The sequence below is a fragment of the Bordetella petrii genome, assembly GCF_000067205.1.
Classification (GTDB): domain Bacteria; phylum Pseudomonadota; class Gammaproteobacteria; order Burkholderiales; family Burkholderiaceae_B; genus Bordetella_A; species Bordetella_A petrii.
In genome coordinates, this window is sequence record NC_010170.1 from 2,886,617 (window position 1) to 2,906,498 (window position 19,882).

17 protein-coding genes are annotated in these 19,882 nt (G+C 68.4%); 6 read left to right on the top strand and 11 right to left on the bottom strand.

Going from position 1 to position 19,882, the window contains the following annotated elements; genetic code table 11:
• The first annotated feature begins 172 nt into the window (after positions 1–172).
• From BPET_RS13920 to BPET_RS13940, 5 genes are all read left to right on the top strand, one after another.
• Entirely contained in the window at positions 173–631 is a 459-nt protein-coding gene (locus BPET_RS13920) for an Mth938-like domain-containing protein (RefSeq protein ID WP_041863966.1), read from the top strand.
• Positions 628–1,092 (top strand): peroxiredoxin, encoded by a 465-nt coding sequence (locus tag BPET_RS13925; protein ID WP_012249658.1) that lies wholly within the window; start codon positions 628–630, stop codon positions 1,090–1,092. Before BPET_RS13920 ends, BPET_RS13925 begins: the two co-directional genes overlap by 4 nt.
• A gap of 57 nt (positions 1,093–1,149) precedes the next feature.
• Positions 1,150–2,802, top strand: a complete 1,653-nt coding sequence (locus tag BPET_RS13930) for a PhoH family protein (RefSeq protein WP_012249659.1) — start codon at positions 1,150–1,152, stop codon at positions 2,800–2,802.
• Positions 2,802–3,782, top strand: coding sequence for a 4-hydroxythreonine-4-phosphate dehydrogenase PdxA (gene pdxA / locus BPET_RS13935; protein ID WP_012249660.1), 981 nt, complete (start codon positions 2,802–2,804; stop codon positions 3,780–3,782). The genes BPET_RS13930 and pdxA overlap by 1 nt, the downstream gene beginning before the upstream one ends.
• A 124-nt stretch (positions 3,783–3,906) precedes the next feature.
• Positions 3,907–4,875, top strand: coding sequence for a bile acid:sodium symporter family protein (locus BPET_RS13940; protein ID WP_012249661.1), 969 nt, complete (start codon positions 3,907–3,909; stop codon positions 4,873–4,875).
• A 43-nt stretch (positions 4,876–4,918) separates the two neighbouring features.
• On the opposite strand, the gene BPET_RS13945 is transcribed toward BPET_RS13940, so the two are convergent.
• The 3 genes from BPET_RS13945 to BPET_RS13955 all read right to left on the bottom strand — a co-directional run bounded on the left by BPET_RS13945 (position 4,919) and on the right by BPET_RS13955 (position 7,329).
• Positions 4,919–5,473 carry a DUF1415 domain-containing protein gene (locus BPET_RS13945; RefSeq protein ID WP_012249662.1) on the bottom strand — a complete coding sequence of 185 codons (555 nt, stop codon included), beginning with the start codon at positions 5,471–5,473 and terminating at the stop codon, positions 4,919–4,921.
• Positions 5,474–5,482: 9 nt separating this feature from the next.
• The gene (locus BPET_RS13950) at positions 5,483–6,952 is read right to left on the bottom strand and encodes a M20 family metallopeptidase (RefSeq protein WP_012249663.1); all 1,470 of its coding nucleotides are present in this window, start codon (positions 6,950–6,952) and stop codon (positions 5,483–5,485) included.
• A gap of 98 nt (positions 6,953–7,050) precedes the next feature.
• Positions 7,051–7,329 (bottom strand): tripartite tricarboxylate transporter substrate-binding protein, encoded by a 279-nt coding sequence (locus BPET_RS13955; RefSeq protein WP_012249664.1) that lies wholly within the window; start codon positions 7,327–7,329, stop codon positions 7,051–7,053.
• On the opposite strand from BPET_RS13955, the gene BPET_RS26915 reads away from it, so the two are divergent.
• Positions 7,319–7,459 (top strand): hypothetical protein, encoded by a 141-nt coding sequence (locus BPET_RS26915; protein WP_158310081.1) that lies wholly within the window; start codon positions 7,319–7,321, stop codon positions 7,457–7,459. The genes BPET_RS13955 and BPET_RS26915 overlap by 11 nt on opposite strands.
• Before the next feature lie 8 nt (positions 7,460–7,467).
• Here BPET_RS26915 and purL read toward each other — a convergent pair whose 3' ends face one another.
• From purL to BPET_RS13995, 8 genes are all read right to left on the bottom strand, one after another.
• Positions 7,468–11,517 (bottom strand): phosphoribosylformylglycinamidine synthase, encoded by a 4,050-nt coding sequence (gene purL / locus BPET_RS13960; RefSeq protein ID WP_012249665.1) that lies wholly within the window; start codon positions 11,515–11,517, stop codon positions 7,468–7,470.
• Between the two features lie 523 nt (positions 11,518–12,040).
• Positions 12,041–12,598 carry a transcription elongation factor GreB gene (greB, locus tag BPET_RS13965; RefSeq protein WP_012249666.1) on the bottom strand — a complete coding sequence of 186 codons (558 nt, stop codon included), beginning with the start codon at positions 12,596–12,598 and terminating at the stop codon, positions 12,041–12,043.
• 7 nt (positions 12,599–12,605) lie between these two features.
• Positions 12,606–13,451, bottom strand: a complete 846-nt coding sequence (locus BPET_RS13970) for a 3',5'-nucleoside bisphosphate phosphatase (RefSeq protein WP_012249667.1) — start codon at positions 13,449–13,451, stop codon at positions 12,606–12,608.
• 41 nt (positions 13,452–13,492) lie between these two features.
• Entirely contained in the window at positions 13,493–14,428 is a 936-nt protein-coding gene (locus BPET_RS13975) for an alpha/beta fold hydrolase (RefSeq protein ID WP_012249668.1), read from the bottom strand.
• Positions 14,429–14,478: 50 nt separating this feature from the next.
• Positions 14,479–17,010: a DNA internalization-related competence protein ComEC/Rec2 gene (locus BPET_RS13980; protein ID WP_012249669.1), complete on the bottom strand. Its 2,532-nt coding sequence runs from the start codon at positions 17,008–17,010 to the stop codon at positions 14,479–14,481.
• A gap of 69 nt (positions 17,011–17,079) precedes the next feature.
• The gene (locus BPET_RS13985) at positions 17,080–17,886 is read right to left on the bottom strand and encodes a TatD family hydrolase (protein WP_012249670.1); all 807 of its coding nucleotides are present in this window, start codon (positions 17,884–17,886) and stop codon (positions 17,080–17,082) included.
• Positions 17,887–17,911: 25 nt separating this feature from the next.
• Positions 17,912–18,619: an ABC transporter ATP-binding protein gene (locus BPET_RS13990; RefSeq protein WP_012249671.1), complete on the bottom strand. Its 708-nt coding sequence runs from the start codon at positions 18,617–18,619 to the stop codon at positions 17,912–17,914.
• Positions 18,612–19,844: a lipoprotein-releasing ABC transporter permease subunit gene (locus BPET_RS13995; RefSeq protein ID WP_050978336.1), complete on the bottom strand. Its 1,233-nt coding sequence runs from the start codon at positions 19,842–19,844 to the stop codon at positions 18,612–18,614. The genes BPET_RS13990 and BPET_RS13995 overlap by 8 nt, the downstream gene beginning before the upstream one ends.
• Positions 19,845–19,882: the final 38 nt, after the last annotated feature.

The following is a 19,882-nucleotide window of genomic DNA, read 5'->3' on the forward strand; positions in this document are numbered from 1 at the left end:
TGGTTAAGGCGGGGGACAAAAAGAAGGTTTGCGGTGCAGCAAAACTCAGTAATCTAGCGCAAGCCGGCCCAGGCGGCAAATGGGCGTATTTCGGCCCCGATGCCCGTGGATACCCTGCAACATGGGCGCATTCCAATGCGCTATGATCGTCATCATAAAGCCGGAGTTTTTATTGAAGCTGCACACCGACCCTGCATCGGCCCTGAATACCGTCACCGCCTACGGTGACGGCTATATCGAGGTCAACCAGGTACGATTTTCCCACGCGGTCGCCTTCGGCCCCGAAGGCACGGTCGCTGAATGGCCGGTCCAGGCCGCCCCCGACATCACCTCCGCCCTGCTCTTGCAGGCCGCCGGCCTGACCGAGGCCCCGCGCGACCCCATGGCGTTCCTGGATGCCCCCGAAACGGCCGCCCCGACGGCCGGCCAGGGCCCGGAAGTGCTGCTGGTCGGCACGGGCAGCCGGCAGCGGCTGCTGAGCCAGGACGTGCTGCGCCCCCTGCTGGCGGCCGGCATTGGCGTCGAGGTCATGGATACCCAGGCGGCCGCCCGCACCTACAACATCCTGATGGCAGAAGGCCGGCGCGTCATCGTCGCGCTGCTGCCCACCCAAGGAGATCTCCCCGCATGACGCCGCACATAGGCAAGCCCGCTCCGCAATTCATCGCCGAGAGCACGATCGGCCCCATCAGCCTCGAGCAGTGCCGCGGCCGCGCAGTGGTGCTGTACTTCTACCCCAAAGACAACACCCCCGGCTGCACGACCGAAAGCCAGGATTTCCGCGACCTGCATGCCGATTTCCTGGCGGCCGGCGCCGTGGTGGTGGGCATTTCGCGCGACTCGCTGAAATCGCACCAGAACTTCCAGAACAAATACCAGTTGCCCTTCCCTCTTATTTCGGACACGGACGAAACGGTATGCAATCTGTACGGCGTCATCAAGCAGAAGAATATGTACGGTAAACAGGTACGCGGCATCGAGCGCAGCACGTTTCTGGTCGATGCCGAGGGCCGGCTGGTGCAGGAATGGCGTGGGGTCAAGGTGCCCAATCACGCCAGCGAAGTGCTGCAGGCCGCCCGCAGTATCGGTTGAGCCCGTACTGAAATCATCGTCAGGCGCTATAGCCGGCCCCACAGGAGAATCACCTATATGCCGCTACCGAAGTTGCCCTCCCGACCCGCAGCCATCCTGACATTCCCCTCGGGCGAAGCCGCCCGAAGCAAGACCCGGCCGGCCAAGCGCGCCCAACCAGCCGCGCCCGCCGCGAAACCGCTGCCGGTGCAACCCGAACTCGACGGGTTCAAGCCTCAGTCTGCCGCCTCTGCCGCCGCCCCGGCCCCGGCCCCTGCGCCGGTCGCCGCCGCGCGCCCGGCCAAGCCGGCCGGCGCCCCGGCGCGCAAACCCAAGGCGCGCGCGCAGCAGGCCGCGCGCAAGCTGTTCGTGCTGGATACCAACGTGCTGCTGCACGACCCGTCCTCGCTGTTCCGCTTCGAAGAGCACGACATCTTCCTGCCCATGATGACGCTGGAAGAGCTCGACCACCAGAAAAAGGGCATGTCGGAAGTGGCGCGCAATGCGCGCCAGGTCAGCCGCTCACTGGATGCGCTGGTGCACGACGCCACGCAGCTCGACGACGGCCTGGAGCTGAGCGCGCTGGGCAACAAAGAGGCCACCGGCCGCCTGCTGTTCCAGACCACCGCCATCCATAGCACCCTGCCCTCGGACCTGCCCATGGGCAAGGCCGACAACCAGATCCTGGGCGTGGTGCGCGCCCTGCAAGAGAAATTCCCGCAACGCGAAGTGGTGCTGGTGTCCAAGGACATCAACATGCGCCTGAAGGCCCGCACGCTGGGCATGGCGGCCGAAGACTACTACAACGACCACGTCCTGGAAGACACCGACCTGATGTATTCGGGCGTGATGCAGTTGCCCGAAGACTTCTGGAACCGCCACGGCAAAGACGTGGAGTCCTGGCAACAAGGCGGCACCACGTTCTACCGCGTGCACGGGCCGCTGTGCGCGCAGTTCATGGTCAACCAGTTCGTCTACTTCGAAGGCCAGATGCCGCTATATGCGCAGGTGCGCGAAGTCAGCGGCAAGACCGCGGTGCTGGCCACGCTGCGCGACTACACCCACGGCAAGAACAACGTGTGGGGCATCACCGCGCGCAACCGCGAACAGAACTTTGCCCTGAACCTGCTGATGAATCCCGACTGCGACTTCGTGTCGCTGCTGGGCCAGGCGGGCACCGGCAAGACCCTGCTGGCGCTGGCCGCTGGCATTACGCAGGTGCTGGAAACCAAGCGCTACACCGAGATCATCATGACGCGCGTCACGGTGCCGGTGGGCGAAGACATCGGTTTCCTGCCCGGCACCGAAGAAGAGAAAATGCTGCCCTGGATGGGCGCGCTCGAAGACAACCTGGACGTGCTCAACATGGGCGACGGCGACGGCGGCGACTGGGGCCGCGCGGCCACCATGGACCTGATTCGCTCGCGCATCAAGGTGAAGTCGCTGAACTTCATGCGCGGTCGCACATTCTTGAACAAGTACCTGATCATCGACGAGGCGCAGAACCTGACGCCCAAACAGATGAAAACCCTGGTCACCAGGGCTGGCCCGGGCACCAAGGTAGTGTGCCTGGGCAACATCGCGCAGATCGACACGCCCTACCTCACCGAGGGCAGTTCGGGCCTGACCTTCGTGGTGGACCGCTTCAAGGGTTGGCCGCACGCCGGCCACGTCACGCTGCAGCGCGGCGAACGTTCGCGCCTGGCCGACTATGCGGGCGACGTCCTGTAATGGCTGAGCATGCGCCCGTGGGCATCACCATGGGCGATGCCGCCGGCATCGGCCCGGAAATCGTCGTCAAGGCCTGTGCGCAAGGCCTCAAGGCGCCGGCGGTGGTGTATGGCGACGCCGACACCATGCGGCGCGCCGCCGCCCTGCTGGGCGCACGCCTCGAAATCGTCGAAATCGCCGATGCCGCGCAGGCGCGTGGCGGCCCGGGCCGCATCGAGGTGGTGTCCTGCGCAGCGCCGCTGCCTTCCGGCCTGCCGGTTGGCCGCGCCAGCGCCGCCGCCGGCCAGGCTGCCTATGACTACCTGTGCGCGGCGATCGACGATGCCCAGGCAGGCAGCATCCGCGCTATTGTCACGGCCCCGCTGAGCAAACATTCGATGCATCTGGCCGGCATCGACCAGCCCGGCCACACCGAGATCCTGGCAGAACGCTCGCACACGGCCGATTTCGCCATGATGCTGGCCAACGATGAGTTGCGCGTACTGCTGGTCACCATCCACATGGCCCTGGCGGACGTGCCGCGGGCCATTACGCCGCAGGCCGAGGCGCGCGCCATCCGGCTGGCCGACCGCGCCTGCCGGCAGATGGGCATCGCCAAGCCGCGCATTGCCGTGGCGGGGCTGAACCCGCATGCCGGCGAAGACGGCAAGTTCGGGCGCGAAGATCTCGACATCATTGCCCCCGCCATCGCCCAGGCGCGCGCCGGCGGGCTGGACGCCTCGGGCCCCTGGCCCGGCGACACCATCTTCATGCGCGCGCGGCGCGGCGAATTCGACATCGTGGTGGCGCAATACCACGACCAGGGCCTGATTCCGGTGAAATACCTGGGCGTGGACCAGGGAGTCAACGTCACCGTCGGCCTGCCCTTCGTGCGTACCAGCGTCGACCACGGCACGGCCTTCGACATCGCCTGGAAGGGCGTGGCCGACCACGCTTCGCTGGTGGCGGCCTTCGACCTGGCCCTGGCCATGACGCCATAGGCCTGCCGGGCAGCGCGCTGCCCGGCCCTTGCATCCCTAACAGCATCCTGAACACGCCGTCTTTGAGGCGCGTCTACAATAACGCCCTTTGGCCGCCGCCAGACGCCCCCCGCAACAGTCCCCCATGTCCCGCTACACCCGCTTCCTGCCCGACCGCTTCACGCTGTTCCTCGTCATTACCGTTCTTATCGCCAGCGTGCTGCCGGCCCATGGCAAGGGCATCGCGGCGTTCACCTGGATCACCAATATCGGCATCGCGCTGCTGTTCTTCCTGCATGGCGCGCGGCTGTCGCGCGAAGCGATCATCGCCGGCTTCACCCACTGGCGGCTGCACCTGACGATTTTCTCGGCCACATTCATTATGTTCCCCGTGCTGGGCGTGGCGCTCAAGCCTGTGCTGCAGCCGCTGGTGACGCCCGAGCTCTACACCGGCATCCTGTTCCTGTGCTGCCTGCCGGCCACGGTGCAGTCGGCGATCGCCTTTACGTCCATGGCGCGCGGCAACGTGCCGGCCGCGGTGTGCAGCGCGTCGGCATCGAGCCTGCTGGGCATCTTCCTGACCCCCCTGCTGGTGGGCACTGTCGTTGCCGCCAGCGCCAGCGCCCCGATCTCGTTCGACGCAGTCGGCAAGATCATGCTGCAGTTGCTGCTGCCTTTCGTGCTGGGCCAGTTCATGCGCCGCTGGATCGGCGCCTGGGTGTATCACCGCAAGGCGCTGCTGAAATTCGTCGACCAGGGGTCGATTCTGCTGGTGGTGTACACGGCGTTTTCCGAGGCCGTCAACGAAGGCCTGTGGCATGACACGCCGGTGCCCGCGCTGCTGGGCCTGGTGCTGGCCTGCGCGGTGCTGCTGGCATTGGCGCTGCTGGGTTGCGTTGCGCTGGGCCGGGCATTCAAGTTCAGCCTGGAAGACCGCATCACCCTGCTTTTCGGCGGGTCCAAGAAAAGCCTGGCCAGCGGCATTCCCATGGCGCAGGTGATCTTCGCCGGCCAGGCCGTGGGCGCCATCGTGCTGCCGCTGATGCTGTTCCACCAGATCCAGCTGATGGTCTGCGCTGTATTGGCGGCGCGCTACGCCAAGCGGCCGCATTGACCATGCGGTGAACCCGGCGCCGGGCGCCCTGCCCGCGCCTCGCTCAGCCAGCCATCAGCTTGCGCCAGCCTTCGGGTCCCAGCCGGCGCAGCGTCTCGATGTTTTTCTCGTAGATTGCGGCGGGGTCGCCAAAGGCCTCGACCGCGCGGTCGATGCTGTCTTCGCGCAGCAGGTGCAAGATGGGATGCGGCGAGCGGTTGGTGCAGTTCTCGATGTCGTCGGGTTCGGTGTCGGCGAACTGGAACGCCGGATGGAACGTGGCCACCTGCAGCTCGCCAACCAGCCGCATGCGCTTGAGCAGCCGGTCGGACAGATCGGCGAAATCGTTGAACTCGTAGAAGTCGTCCAGCGCGTCGGGCAGGATCAGCAGCGTCGTGTCCAGTTGTTCGGGATCGGCCCGCGACAGTAGCAGCAGCTCGTCTTCCAGGTCGGCCAGCACGCCCTCGGGGTCGGTGGCATCGCTGGCCGCATAGCGGACCTGTTGCTTGACCTGCACCGCCTTCGCGAAGGGACACAGGTTCAGGCCGATGACGGCCCGTTCTACCCACTGGCGGGTCTCGTCGATGATGCGCTGGTAGGAGCCGTCGGTGTGAATCATGGGTGTCGTTCAGGCCGGCATGGCCGCCATGATCTGCGCCACGGCGGCCGTCAGCCGCTTGCCATAGGGCACATGCAGAAATTCATTGGGCCCGTGGGCGTTCGAGCGCGGCCCCAGCACCCCGCAAACCATGAACTGGGCCTTCGGGAAGCCCTGTTGCAGCAGGCTCATCAGCGGGATGGTGCCGCCCTGCCCGATGTAGCCGCAGGGCGCGTCGTAGTACTGCCGCGATGCCGCGTCCAGCGCCTGGGTAAGCCACGGCGCCGAGGCAGGCGCGTTCCAGCCGGTGGCCGCGCCCTGGTTGGCATGGAAAATGACCTTGGCGTTGTAGGGCGAATCGGCTTCGAGCAGTTGTTTGATTTCCTGCGAGGCCGCCACCGCATCGATCAGCGGCGGCAGACGCAGCGACAGCTTGAACGCCGTGCGCGGGCGCAGCACGTTGCCGGCGCTGGACAGCGGCGGCAGGCCCTCGGCGCCCGTGACCGACAGCGTGGGCCGCCAGGTGCGGTTGAGCAGCGCTTCTTCGGGCTGCGTGGTCATGGGCAGCACGAAACCGCCATCGGCGCCGCAGCTCCAGGGAAAACGCCGCCAGACTTCGTCGCCCAGAATGCGCGCCGTCTCGCGCACTTGCTCGCGGCGTTCGGCGGGAATTTCGCAGTGCAGGCTTTGCGGCAGCAGGCGGCCGGTGGCGCTGTCTTCCAGGCGGTCGAGCAGATGGCGCAAGATGCGGAAGCTGGAAGGCACCACGCCGCTGGAGTCGCCCGAATGCACGCCTTCGTCGAGCACCTGCACTTCCAGCGTGCCGGCCACCATGCCGCGCAGCGACGTGGTCATCCAGAGCTGATCGTAGTTGCCGGCGCCCGAATCCAGGCAGACCACCAGTGCGACGTTGCCCAGGCGGTCGCGTAGCGCGTCAATATAAGGCAGCAGGTCGTAGCTGCCCGACTCTTCACAGGTTTCGACGATGCCCACGCAGCGCGGGCGCGGAATGCCCTGCGCGTCGAGCGCCATGATGGCGGTCAGCGAGGCGTAGATGGCATAGCCGTCGTCGGCGCCGCCGCGTCCGTAGAGCTTGCCGTCTTCGTACTTGGGCGTCCAGGGGCCCAGGTCGGAGCGCCAGCCCGAGAACTCGGGCTGCTTGTCCAGGTGCCCGTATAGCAGCACGGTATCGCCATTGTCGGCGCGGGTGGCGGGCGCGTCGAAGAAAATGACCGGCGTGCGGCCCGGCAGCCGCACGACTTCCAGCTTCAGGCCCGCGACCTTGCGTGCCTCGACCCACTGCGCCGCGTCGCGCACCACGCGCTCGATGTAGGCGTTCTTTTCCCAGTCGGCATCGAAAGCCGGGCTCTTGGCCGGCACGGCGATGTAGTCGGTGAGCGCGGGAATGATTTCGTCGTCCCACTGGCGGTCGACGAAGGCCTGCAGCGCGTCGGGATCGAGGGTGGGCGGCAGTGCGTCGTCGGGAATGCGGGCGTTCATGGCACGGGTCCTGTCGGGGCGAAAGGAACATTTTATGCCCGCGCGCCGGCAAATGGGCAAGGCCGCCGACCGCCGCCGGACGGCCCGCCGCCCCAGCGCTATACGCGCTGGATACCGGCGCCTTGCACGATCCGCGCGTACTTCTGCGTCTCGGTGCGAAAGTACGCGGCAGTCTGGTCGGGCGGCATCAGCGTGATCGTGTTGCCCTGCGTGGCCATGGCGGCCTTTACCTCGGGCGCGGCGAACCCCTGGGCAAAGGCCTGGTACACCCGCCGCACGTCCGCGTCCGGCAAGTGTGCCGGCGCCACCACGGCAAACCATCCCGCCATGTCGTAGTCAGGCAAGCCTTGCTCGCGCAAGGTCGGAATGTCCGGCACCGCGGGGCTGCGGCGCCGCTTCGCCCTGGCCCTGCGCGATGAGGCAACGCTGTCGGGCGCCGCGCGCTTATTGCTGCGGCACCTGGAAAAGGCCGCGCGCGGCCCGCGCCAGCCAGCCGGCGCGGACTGAACCGCCGGCTACCCCACCCACACGCGCGCGTTGCGGAACATGCGCATCCAGGGGCTGTACGCGCCGCCGCTGTCGGCCTCGCCCCATTTCTGCGGCGCCCACGACATCATCACGTTGCGCGTGACGCGCTCGGGGTGCGGCATGATGACGGTGAAGCGGCCGTCGGCCGTGGTAACCGAGGTCTGCCCACCCGGGCTGCCGTTCGGGTTGAACGGATAGGCCTCGGTGGCCTTGCCGTGGTTGTCGATGTAGCGCGCGGCCACCAGCGCCTGGCTGGCATCGCCCTGCACGGCGTAATTAGCGTAGCCTTCGCCGTGCGCCACGGCCACCGGCACGCGCGTGCCCGCCATGCCCGCGAAGAAAATCGACGGCGACTCGGCGATTTCGACCAGCGACAGGCGCGCTTCGTATTTTTCGGACTGGTTGCGGGTGAAGCGCGGCCAATGCGTGGCGCCCGGAATCATCGGCGCCAGGGCCGCCATCATCTGGCAGCCGTTGCAGACACCCAGCGCGAACGTATCCGGGCGCGCGAAATAGGCGGCAAACTGGTCGGACAGCCGGCTGTTGAAGCGGATGGTGCGCGCCCAGCCCTCGCCCGCGCCCAGCACGTCGCCGTAGCTGAAGCCGCCCACGGCCACCAGGCCCTGCATGGCGCCGAGGTCGATGCGGCCGGTCAGCAGATCGGTCATGTGGACGTCGATGGCGTCGAAGCCCGCCGTGTCGAAAGCCCAGGCCATCTCGACCTGGCTGTTGCAGCCTTGCTCGCGCAGGATGGCCACGCGCGGGCGCTTGCCAGTGGCGATGAACGGGGCCGCGATGTCTTCCTGCGGATCAAACGCCACGCGCGGCGCAAGACCAGGATCGGTGGCGTCGTTCCAGGTATCGAGCTCGGCCTGTGCGCAGGCGGGGTTGTCGCGGCGCGCCATGATGCGATAGCTGACTTCGCTCCAGGCGCGGCCCAGCTCGACGCGCGGCTCGCTCCAGACCTTCTTGCCATCGCGGAAGAACTCCACGGTGTCAGAGTCGTTCAGGCCGCCGATTACGTGCGCGTGCTTGGACAGGCCCGCGCCGCGCAACACCTGCATGACGGCGTCGCGCTGCGCCGCCGGCACCTGGATCACGGCGCCGGCCTCTTCCGAGAACAGCGCCTTGAGCGTGAGCTCGTCGCGCTGCACCGCCACCTGTTCGGGGCGGATCTTGTAGTCGCCCCAATCAGCCGAATCGGGGTCGAAGGTAAGCATGTCGAGGTTGACCGAAATGCCGGTGCGTCCGGCAAAGGCCATTTCGCACAGCGTGGCGAACAGGCCGCCATCGGAACGGTCGTGGTACGCCAGCAGCACGCCGGCCTCGGCCAGCGTGCGGATCGTGATGAAGAACGAGCGCAGATCTTGCGGCGCGTCGATGTCGGGCACACTGGTGCCGACCTGGTTGTAGGCCTGCGCCAGGATCGAGCCGCCCATGCGATGGCGGCCCCGGCCCAGGTCGATGACGATGAGCACGCTGTCGCCCGCGTCGGTGCGCAGTTGCGGCGTCAGGCTGGCGCGCGCGTCGCCCACCGGCGCAAAGGCGGTGACGATGAGCGACACCGGCGCCACCACCTGGCGCGTTTCGCCGTCGTGATCCCAGGTGGTTTTCATGGACAGGGAATCCTTGCCCACCGGAATCGACAGGCCCGCGGCCTGGCACAGCTCGCTTACCGCGGCTACGGTGTCGTACAGGGCGGCATCCTGGCCGTCGACGCCGCACGCCGCCATCCAGTTGGCCGACAACTTGATGTCTTCCAGGCGCGCCACGTCGGCGGCCGCCAGATTGGTCAGGGCCTCGGCCACGGCCATGCGGCCCGAGGCCGGGGCGTCGAGCACCGCCAGCGGCGTGCGCTCGCCCATGGCCATGGCTTCGCCGCGGAACCCGTCGTAATCGGCCAGTGTGACGGCGCAATCGGCCACCGGCACTTGCCACGGGCCTACCATCTGATCACGGCTGGACAGCCCGCCCACGGTGCGATCGCCGATGGTGATCAGGAACGATTTGTTGGCCACCGTGGGGTGGCGCAGCACGCGATAGGCGGCCTCGGTGAGGTCGATGCCGACCAGGTCGAGCGGCTGCGACACGCCGGGCAGGCGTCGCACCTCGCGCGTCATGCGGGGCGGCTTGCCCAGGATGACGTCAATGGGCACATCGACCGGCCGGGTGCCGGCATCGCCCACCGGCGCTTCCGGATCCAGGCCGGGCAGGCCTTCGCCGTCGACCACCCGCAGCTGGCGCGATTCGGTCGCCACGCCCACCACCGCATACGGGCAGCGTTCGCGCCGCGCGATGGCATCGAAGCGCGGCAGATCTTGCGGCAAGATGGACAGCACGTAGCGCTCTTGCGATTCGTTGCTCCAGATCTCGGCTGGCGACAAGCCCGATTCTTCGAGCGGTACGCGCTTGAGGTCGAACACGGCGCCGCGCCCGGCGTCGTTGACCAGTTCAGGAAAGGCGTTGGACAGGCCGCCCGCACCCACGTCGTGGATGGCCAGGATGGGGTTGCCCTGCCCTTGTTGCCAGCAGCGGTCGATGACCTCTTGGGCGCGGCGCTCGATCTCGGGGTTGCCGCGCTGCACGGAATCGAAATCGAGTTCGGCCGAATTGCTGCCCATGCTGATGCTGGAAGCCGCGCCGCCGCCCATGCCAATGCGCAGGCCCGGCCCGCCCAGCTGGATCAGCAGCGCGCCGGGCGGAATGGTTTCTTTGTGCGTGAGCTCGGCATCGATGCTGCCCAGGCCGCCAGCGATCATGATGGGCTTGTGATACCCCCAACGCGTGCCGCCGGCGCTTTGCTCGTAGGTGCGGAAATAGCCCAGCAGATTGGGACGTCCGAATTCATTGTTGAAGGCCGCCCCGCCGATGGGGCCGTCGATCATGATGGACAAGGGCGAGGCGATGCGCTCGGGCAAGCCGTGGTGGTCGGATTCCCAGGGCTGCGGCGCATCCGGAAAGCGCAGGTGCGACACGGTGAAGCCGGTAAGCCCGGCCTTGGGCTTGGAGCCGCGCCCGGTCGCGCCTTCGTCGCGGATTTCGCCGCCCGCGCCGGTGGCGGCGCCAGGGAACGGCGCGATGGCGGTGGGATGGTTATGCGTTTCGACCTTCATCAGCGTGTGCACGATGGCGTCGCGGCGCACATAGCGCGAGGCGTCGCCCTGCTGCCCGCCGGCCAGCGGCACGCCGGCCTGGAACCGCCGGGCGGCGCCGCCCTCCATTACGGCCGCGTTGTCGGAGTAAGCCACCACGGTGCCGGCCGGCTGGGCCTTGTGCGTGGCGCGAATCATGCCGAACAGGGTTTCAGACTGCGGCTCGCCGTCGATGACCCATTGCGCGTTGAAGATCTTGTGGCGGCAGTGCTCGCTGTTGGCCTGCGCGAACATCATCAGTTCGACGTCGGTGGGATCGCGGCCCAGGCTGGTGAACGACTGCGCCAGGTAATCGATTTCGTCTTCGGACAGCGCCAGGCCCAGCGTGGCGTTGGCCTCGACCAAGGCGTCGCGGCCATGTTGCCCGACCGCCACGGTGCGCATGGGCTTGCCGGCCAGGGGCTGGAACAATGCCTGGCCGTCGAAGTCGGCCCCCACCACGGTTTCGGTCATGCGATCGTGCAGGCAGTCAGCCGCGCGCGCCAGCATGGCGTCGTCGAACGACTTGGCGCCCAGCAGGCCGCGTTCGGGAGTCAGGAAATAACGCACGCCGCGCTCGACGCGGCGCACTGCCGCCAGGCCGCAGTTGTGGGCGATGTCGGTCGCCTTGCTGGCCCACGGCGATATTGTGCCCAGGCGCGGGATGACCAGCAGCGCCAGGCTCTTGGACGGCGCCTCGCCGGCGGGCTCGGTGCCGTAGTCCAGCAGCTGCGCCAGCCGCGCTTGCTGGCCGTCGTCCAGGGCGGTATCGGTGCAGACGAAATGCTCGTAGCGAGCGGAAACGTCGGCAATGGGCAAGCCGGCTTCCCGAAGCTGCGCCAGCAGCCGCTCGCGGCGGAAGGCAGAAAGGACGGAAGAACCGGGCAAATGCTGGACGAGAGACACGATGCGGGCGCCGTTTGAAAGTAAAAGGAAGCGAAACCGGGATTTTACCGTTTTAGGGATTTCCCCGAGCGCCGCCCTGCCAAGCGCATGTGGCAGGCCGGCCGTGGCGCCGCTTCCCAGGGGTTACAAAGTCGGCCGGCCCGCGCGGCGCCTGGCTTATTGCGGCGCAAGAAAGGTCGTCCGCACAACGGCAACGGGGCGTTTCACCGGTCGGGCCGGCGCGGCGGCGCATGATTCTGCTGTGCCGCACCATGTTGCAAAAGCCCCGCACCCACGGGAAAACACGCACTAACGCCCCGCCCGCCCGGCGGTAGGATGCTGGCGACTCTGGCGCTTGAACTCCGGCCAGAAGCCGCATGCGCGGCACGCATCAAACCAGCAGCAGCCCAGGGGAGAACGGCGGCCCCCGCCGCCAACCGGACGGCCGGACGACAGAATCCGGCCTCCAGCACGGACGCCGGCATGGCGTCCGTGTTTTTTTGCGCCGCGCCCGGTGCGGATGTCCCGACGCCTGACGCCGGTGTCAGCCCTGCCCGGGATACCGCACTTCCAGGATGTCGAGCTCTTCGACGCCGCCCGGCGTGCGCAGCACCACGGTGTCGCCTTCGCGCGCCTTGATCAGCGCGCGCGCCACGGGCGAGATCCAGCTGATCTTGCCGGCCAGCGGCTCGGCCTCGTCCACGCCCACGATGGTGACTTCGTGCGTGTCGCCGCCCTTGTCCAGGTAGGTGACGGTGGCGCCGAAGAACACCTGGTCGCGATTGGGCTGCGCGGCCGGATCGACCACTTCGGCGATATCGAGCCGCTTGGTCAGGAAACGCATGCGCCGGTCTATTTCACGCAAACGCTTCTTGCCGTAGAGGTAGTCGCCGTTTTCGGAGCGGTCGCCGTTGGAGGCGGCCCACGACACCACCTGCACCACGGCCGGGCGCTCAACGTTCATCAGGTGCGCCAGCTCGTCGCGCAAGCGCGCGTAGCCGGCGGGCGTCATGTAGTTACGGGTGCCGGCCGGCAAGGCCTGCGCCTCGGGCAGGTCATCGTCGTCGTCGCGATCCGACTCTTTGACAAAAGCCTTGTTCATGGGGGTATCAGAGCCAATCGTGCCAGACCGGCTTCAGGTCGTCGGGCAGCGCGGGCAGCGAGCCCAGGTCGGCGCGGCTTTCTTGCGGGCTGTGGAAGTCGGAACCGCGCGACGCCAGGAAGCCGTAGCGCCGTGCCACCCCCGCATAGTGCCGGGCTTCGTCGGCCGTGTGGCTGCCAGTGGTGACTTCGATGCCCTCGCCGCCGCATTGCAGGAATTCGTCGAACAGCGCATTGAACTGCAGCGGCGAATACTTGTATCGGCCGGGATGGGCAATGACCGCGCGCCCGCCCGCGGCGCGGATCCACCCCACCGCGTCGGCCAGGCAGGCCCATTGCATGGGCACATGGCCGGGGCAGTCGTCGCCCAGGTATTTGTTGAACACGGTCTGCACATCGGGGCAGTAGCCCGCCTGCACGAGGTAGCGCGCAAAGTGCGTGCGGCTGACCAGTTCGGAGTTGCCGGCAAACGGCAAAGCGCCTTCGTAGGCCCCCGGCATGCCCAGGTCGGCCAGCCGCTCGCCCATGCGGCGCGCGCGTTCGGCGCGGCCGGCCCGGGTATCGCGCAGGCCGCGCGCCAGGGCCTGGTTGTCGGCATCGAAGCCCAGGCCCACGATATGCACGGTTTGGCCCGCCCAGGTCACCGAGATTTCGGTGCCCGTGATAAAGCGCATGCCCAGCTCGCGGGCCGCGGCGCCAGCCTGCGCCAGGCCGCCCACTTCGTCGTGGTCGGTCAGCGCCCAGACGTCCACACCGTTGGCGTGCGCGCGCCGCGCCACTTCGGCCGGCGGCAGCACGCCGTCGGACACGGTGGAATGGCAATGCAGATCGACGTTCAGGGCGGGTGTGCGCATTACCCTATTGTACGGCCGCCGCGCGCGACGGGAAGCCGCTATCAGGTCGCAGGGCGGCCCATCAGGAAGCGAGCCACCGGCTCGATCTGGGCTTCGTCCATGAGCGTGGGCGCATGCCCTACCCCAGCCACTTCGAGCAAGCGGGCACGCGGATTGCGGGCCAGCATTTCCGCGGCCGTGGCCTCGGTCAGCAGGTCCGATTGCGCGCCGCGCAGGATCAACACGGGGCAATCCAGCGCATCGTACGACCGCCACAGGATCTGTTCGCCGGCGGAATACGCCTCGGCCGCCTGGGACGCCAGCGGCAGGGCCAGATTCAGGTCGTAGTGCTTGACCCATTTGCCGTCACGTTCGACGTACACATTGCGCGCCAGCGTTTCCCATTGCGCATCCGTATGCGGCCCGAAAGGCGCGGATATCTGTCGCACCGATTCCACCGCTTGCGCAAAAGTCTCGAATTCCGCCGGCTGGCCGACGTACTGGCCAATACGGCCCAGCGCGGCGGGTTCGAGCCGCGGGCCGACATCATTGAGCACCATGCGGTCCAGGTGGATGTCGTGGCTGGCCGGCCACGCGCCGGCATGCGTCTGCGCGGCGCGCGCCAGGCGCGCATGGGCGGCCGCGCCCGCCAACGCCAGGCCGATCAGTCCGCCCATGGAGGTTCCCACCCACGACAGCGAGGCCGGCCGCAAGCGGGCGATCAGCGTCACCATGTCCGACACGTACTGGGGCACCGTGTAGAACGCCGGCACCGACAGCCAGTCGGAGCGCCCGCGGCCCACCACGTCGGGGCACACTACGCGGAAATCGCCCGCCAGGCGCTGCGCCAGGTCGTCGAAGTCGCGTCCGGTGCGCGTGAGCCCGTGCACGCACAGCAAGACCCGGTCGTTACCGGGATCGCCCCATTCGGTATAGGCCATGCGGTGCAAGCCAGCGGGACTGGCGCAGGTGACGAAATCGAATCGAGGTTCCAGCATGAGGGCTCCGGACGCTGTGCCGCAAAGAGCCACATGTTATAGCAGCCGCGTCATGGCCCCGCGCGATGCCAGTAGCGCCGCGCGGCCCGCGCCTCGGCCTTGGCCGCCACGCCCTCCGGACGTGCTTCAACAGTAATCGCGCCGTGCCAGTCGGTGCGCCAGAACATTGCGCCCGCGCGGCGCCAGCGCGCCTGCACCTGCGGCGCGGGATGGCGGAAGCGGTTCAGGCGACCCGCCTGCGCGATCACATGCGCCGCGGCGGCGGCTTCGACCAGCGCGGCGCCCGACGAGGTGGCCGAGCCATGGTGCGGCGCCATCACCACATGCACGCGCGGTAGCGCCGGCGCCAGTTCGCGCTCTTGCGCCACGCCGATATCGCCCGGCAGCAGCGCGGCATGGACAACGCCCTGCACCAGCAGCACGCAGCTCTGCGCATTGCCATCGCCGCGCCGCGCCGGGGCCGCGCGCGCGGGATGCAGAAAGCGAAACGTCACGCCGTCCGCCTGCCAGGCCTGCCCCGCGCGGCATTGCTGCACGGATAGCGGCAATCGGGCCCGGGCCGCCTTGGCGCCGGCTTCTGCCTGCTCGCGCAGGAATGCCGCCAGGTCGAATGAGGCATAGGCCTGGCGCACCGGCAAGGCCGCCAGCAGGCTGGCCAGGCCACCGGCGTGGTCCAGGTCGGCGTGCGACACCACCAGGCCGTCCAGGTGTCGATAGCCGCGCGCGCGCAGATACGGCGCCACCACGCGGGCAGCCGCATCGGCGCCGTCGCCATAGCGCGGCCCGGTGTCGAACAGCCATGCCTGGCTTGCCGTCTCGATCAGCACGGCGCTGCCTTGCCCCACGTCGAGCGCGGTCAGTGTCCAGTGCCCGGGCGGCGGTCGCTCGGGCCGCCAGCACAGCATGGGCAGCATTAACAGCCAGCCGGCGCCGCGCGCCGGCCAGCCCGGCGGCTGCAACGCCCACGCCACGCCGGCCACTGCCAGTGCAAGCAGCGGCCAGGGCGCGGCGGCGACGTCGACAGCCGCCCAGTGCGCGGAGCCTATCCAGCTCACCGGCACCATGGTCCAGTCGAAGACCGCGTGCCCCAGCACGCCACAGGCGCGCGCCAGCATGCCCAGGCCCGGCACCGCCCCAAATGCCGCGCACAGTAGCGCCAGCGGCGTCACAATGAAGCTGACAATGGGAATGGCAAACGCATTGGCCAGCGGCGAACCCAGCGACACCTGGTGCATCAGGTGCGCCAGCAGCGGCACCAGCCCCAGCGTGACAGCCATTTGTACACGCCCGAACTCGCCCAGCAAGGCGGCCACGCGGTCCCGCCATCCGGCTCGCCGCAACGCCGGCGCCGCCGAGGCGGCCGCGCGCAGCAAGACCGCCACGGCGCCGAACGACAGCCAGAAGCCCGGCGCCAGCGTGGCCCATGGATCGAACAACACCACGGCCGCTGCGGCCAGCGCCAGGATGCGCGCGGGCGACAAGGGCAGGCGCGCCATGGCAGCCAGCGCCACCACAGCCAGCATGAAAAAGGTGCGGCGTGCCGGCACGCCCCAGCCCGCCAGCAGGCAATACAGCAACGCCACGAGCAGCGCCGCCGCCGCGCCCACGACTTGTGCGGGCAGCCTCTCGGGCAGCCCGATGCCGCCCCAACGCGCCCGCCGCCAGACAAACGCGGCCAGGACGCCGCCCAGGCCGGCGATCAGCGTCACATGCATGCCGCTGATCGACACCAGGTGCGTGATGCCGCTGCGGTTGAATATCTGCCAGTCTTCGCGGGCCACCCCGGCCTGGTCGCCCATGGCCAGTGCGATCAGCACCGGGGCATGGCGGCGCGGACCCAAAGCGTGGCGCATGCCCTCGCGCACGTGATGGCGAATGCGCTCGATAATGATGCCGGCGCCGGACCAGGGTTCGTCGCGCAGCAGCACCGGCATGCCGCGCACCGTGGCGGTCGCGCGTATGCCTAGTGCGAACAGCCGCGCCTCGGCGTCGTAGCCTTGCGGATTGCGCGCGCCATACGGCCGGCGCAGCACCAGCGCCATGCGCCACACCTGTCCGGGCAGCAGCTCGGGCAGGCGGACGCCGGGCGGCGCATGCCACGATACGGCAATGCGCGCCGGCACTCCTGCCGGCCGGTCGGAGCCGGCTTCGGCCACGAAACGCCACCGGCCCGCATCGCCCTGCGGCAGATCGGCAACACGCACCGCCAGGCGGCTGACCTGATCATGATGGATGTCGGCCAGCGCATCATCGAGGCGCAGTTGGCCCTGCCAGATGGCCCACGCCAGCCCCAGGCCGATGCCCAGCCAGGCAGTCGCCACGCTCCGTGCGAGCCCGCGCCGCGAACGGTGGCACGCCACCGCGCCGGCAGGCAACAGCGCCGCTGCCCAGGGCAGCAGCCAATCCGCACCCGGCAGTGCTGGCAGGTGCTGTGCGGCGGCCGTGCCCGCCACCAGGCCCAACAAGAACAAGCGCCCGACGATGCCCGTCTCCCAAAATGAGCAGCGTAGGCCCGGGCCCGGACGCGGGCGCCGCGTGTGAATGCAAATGTCCGTGCGTTGCGCCCGCAAGCCGACAACCATCGCGCCTCATGGAGGCGAGCGGGATATATATGGCCGGGGCGCTGGCCCGGCCGCTCAGTCGTTCGTTGCTCAGTTGCTCAGGGCCAGGCGCGGCAGCACGCGCCGGGCAGCGGCCGAGGTGGCCTGGGCGATGGCGGCGGCGTCTACGCCGCGCAATTCGGCTAGCACCTGGGCAATGCGGGGCAATTGCGCCGGATCGTTGCGCCGCATGGGCGGATGCAGCCACGCGGGCGGGATATCGGGCGCGTCGGTTTCCAGCACCAGGTGGTCCAGCCCGATGCCGGCTGCATGGCGGCGTATCTGCAGCGCGCGCGGGTATGTCATGGCGCCCCCAAGGCCCAGCGCAAAACCGCGCTCGACGAATGCGTCGGCCTGTTGCGCGCTGCCGTTGAACGCGTGCGCGATGCCGCCGCGCACGCCGGGCCGTCGCCGCAGGTACTTCAGCACTATGTCTTGCGAGCGCCGCACATGCAGCAGCACCGGCAGGTCGAACTCGGCGGCCAGCGCCAGTTGCGCGTCATAGAAACGCTCCTGGCGCGCGCGCGGCTCGCCCGCGGCGATGTCGGGCACGAAGAAATCCAGGCCGATTTCGCCTATGGCGACGAAGCGCGGGTCGCCCAAGGCGTTGATCACGGCCGCGCGCAGCGCGTCCAGGTCGGAATCCTGGGCGCGCGCCACATACAGCGGATGAATGCCCAGCGCGTAAGCGCCGCCGTCGATTCGGTGCGCCAGGTCGCGCACCACGGTGAAATTGCCGCGTTCGACCGCGGGGATCACAATGCTCCGCACCCCGGCCGCCCACGCCCCGCTCGCCACCTCCAGGCGGTCAGCGTCGAATTCGGCGGCATCGAGATGGCAGTGCGTGTCGATCAGCATGGCATGTCCGGCCGCGGCGGCGCTGCTACCCCGAAACCAGCTGCCCGCGTTCCATGAGCAGTTGGCGGTCGGCCAGCGCGGCCAGTTCGGCATCGTGCGTCACGATGGCAAATGCCGTGCCCGACTCGCGGTTCACCTGGGTCAGCAGCTCGAACATTTTGTGCGCGGTGCCGCGGTCGAGGTTGCCGGTGGGCTCATCGGCCAGCACGCAGGCCGGCCGCGTGACCAGCGCGCGCGCCAGCGCCACGCGCTGGCGTTCGCCGCCCGACAACTGGCCCGGGAAATGCCCTTCGCGCTGCGCCAGGCCCACCAGCGCCAGTACTTTGCGGGCCGCCTCGCGCGCGGTGTCGCGCTGTTCGCGACGCACGATGAGCGGCATGGCGACATTGTCCAGCGCCGAAAACTCGGGCAACAGATGATGGAACTGGTAGACGAACCCCAGGCTGCGATTGCGCAGGGCGCTTTTCTGCCCTTCGGACAAACCGGCGGCCGCCACGCCGTCGACCGTGACCTCGCCGCTGCTGGGCACGTCGAGCAGGCCCAGTATGTGCAGCAGCGTGCTCTTGCCCGAGCCCGACGCCCCCACAATGGCCACCATCTCACCACGCGCGACGGTCAGGCTGACGTCATTCAGCACCTGGATGCGCGCCGGGCCTTCGTCGTAGGTTTTCACCAGATTGCGAGCCTGCAGCGCCGCGGTGTCGCCGGCCGGAGTAAACAGGGCATCAGTCATGGCGCAGCACCTGGGCGGGTTGCAGGCGCGAGGCGCGCCAGCTGGGATACAAAGTGGCCAGCAACGACAGCACCAGCGACGTCACGCCGATGGTGATGATATCGCCCGACTGAGGGTCTGATGGCAGTTCGCTGATGAAGTAGATCTCGCGCGGCAGGAAGTGCACGCCCAGCAGACTTTCGATGAACGGCACGATGACGTCGACGTTGTAGGCGATCAGTATTCCGCCCAGCACGCCCACCACGGTGCCGACCACGCCGATCAGCGCGCCCTGCACCAGGAAAATGCGCGCGACCTCACCGGGGCCCGCGCCCAGCGTGCGCAGGATGGCGATGTCGGACTGCTTGTCTTTCACGGCCATGACCAGCGACGACAGCAAATTGAAGGCTGCCACCGCCACGATCAGCGCCAGGATCAGGAACATCATGCGTTTTTCGGTCTGCACCGCCGCGAACCAGGTGCGGTTATTGCGCGACCAGTCGCTGGCCATCACGTAGGGCGGCAGCGTCTTGGACAGTTCGGCCGCCACCTGCGGGGCGCGCTGCATGTCCTGCACGCGCAGGCGCACGCCGGCGGTGCCGCTGTCGCGGAACACTCGGGCGGCGTCCTCGTCATCGACAAACGCCAGGCTGGAATCGTATTCGTAGTGGCCCGAAGTGAACGTGCCCACCACGGTGAACTGCCGCATGCGCGGCGTGAACCCGGCCGGGCTGATAGAGCCCTGCGGAGCCAGCATCAGCAGCGTGTCGCCCACCTGCACGCCCAGCCCGTCGGCCAGGTCGCTGCCCAGCACCACGCCGAAGCCGCCCGGTTTCAGGTCGGCCAGCTTGCCGCTGGTCATCTGGCGCGGAATGTCGGATACCTGACCTTCGGTGACCGGATCGATGCCGCGCACTTGCACGCCTCGCAACGCCTGGCCGCGCGCCAGCATGGCCTGGGCGGCAACGAACGGCGCCGCGCCCTTGACCTCGGGGTTGCGCTCGGCGGCGTCGGCGAATTGCCGCCATTGTTCGAGCACCCGTTCGGGCACCGCGCCGGGTATGTACAGCTCGATGTGCGGCAGTACCGACAGCATGCGGTCACGCACTTCTTTCTGGAAACCGTTCATGACCGACAGCACCACGATCAGGGCCGCCACGCCCAGCGCGATACCCGCCATCGACGTCGCGGCGATGAACGAAATGAAGCGATCGCGGCGCCCGCGTCGCTGGCGGATGCGGGCCATGCCCGCGTAGCGGGCGCCGATCCAGAGTTCGTAAGGTA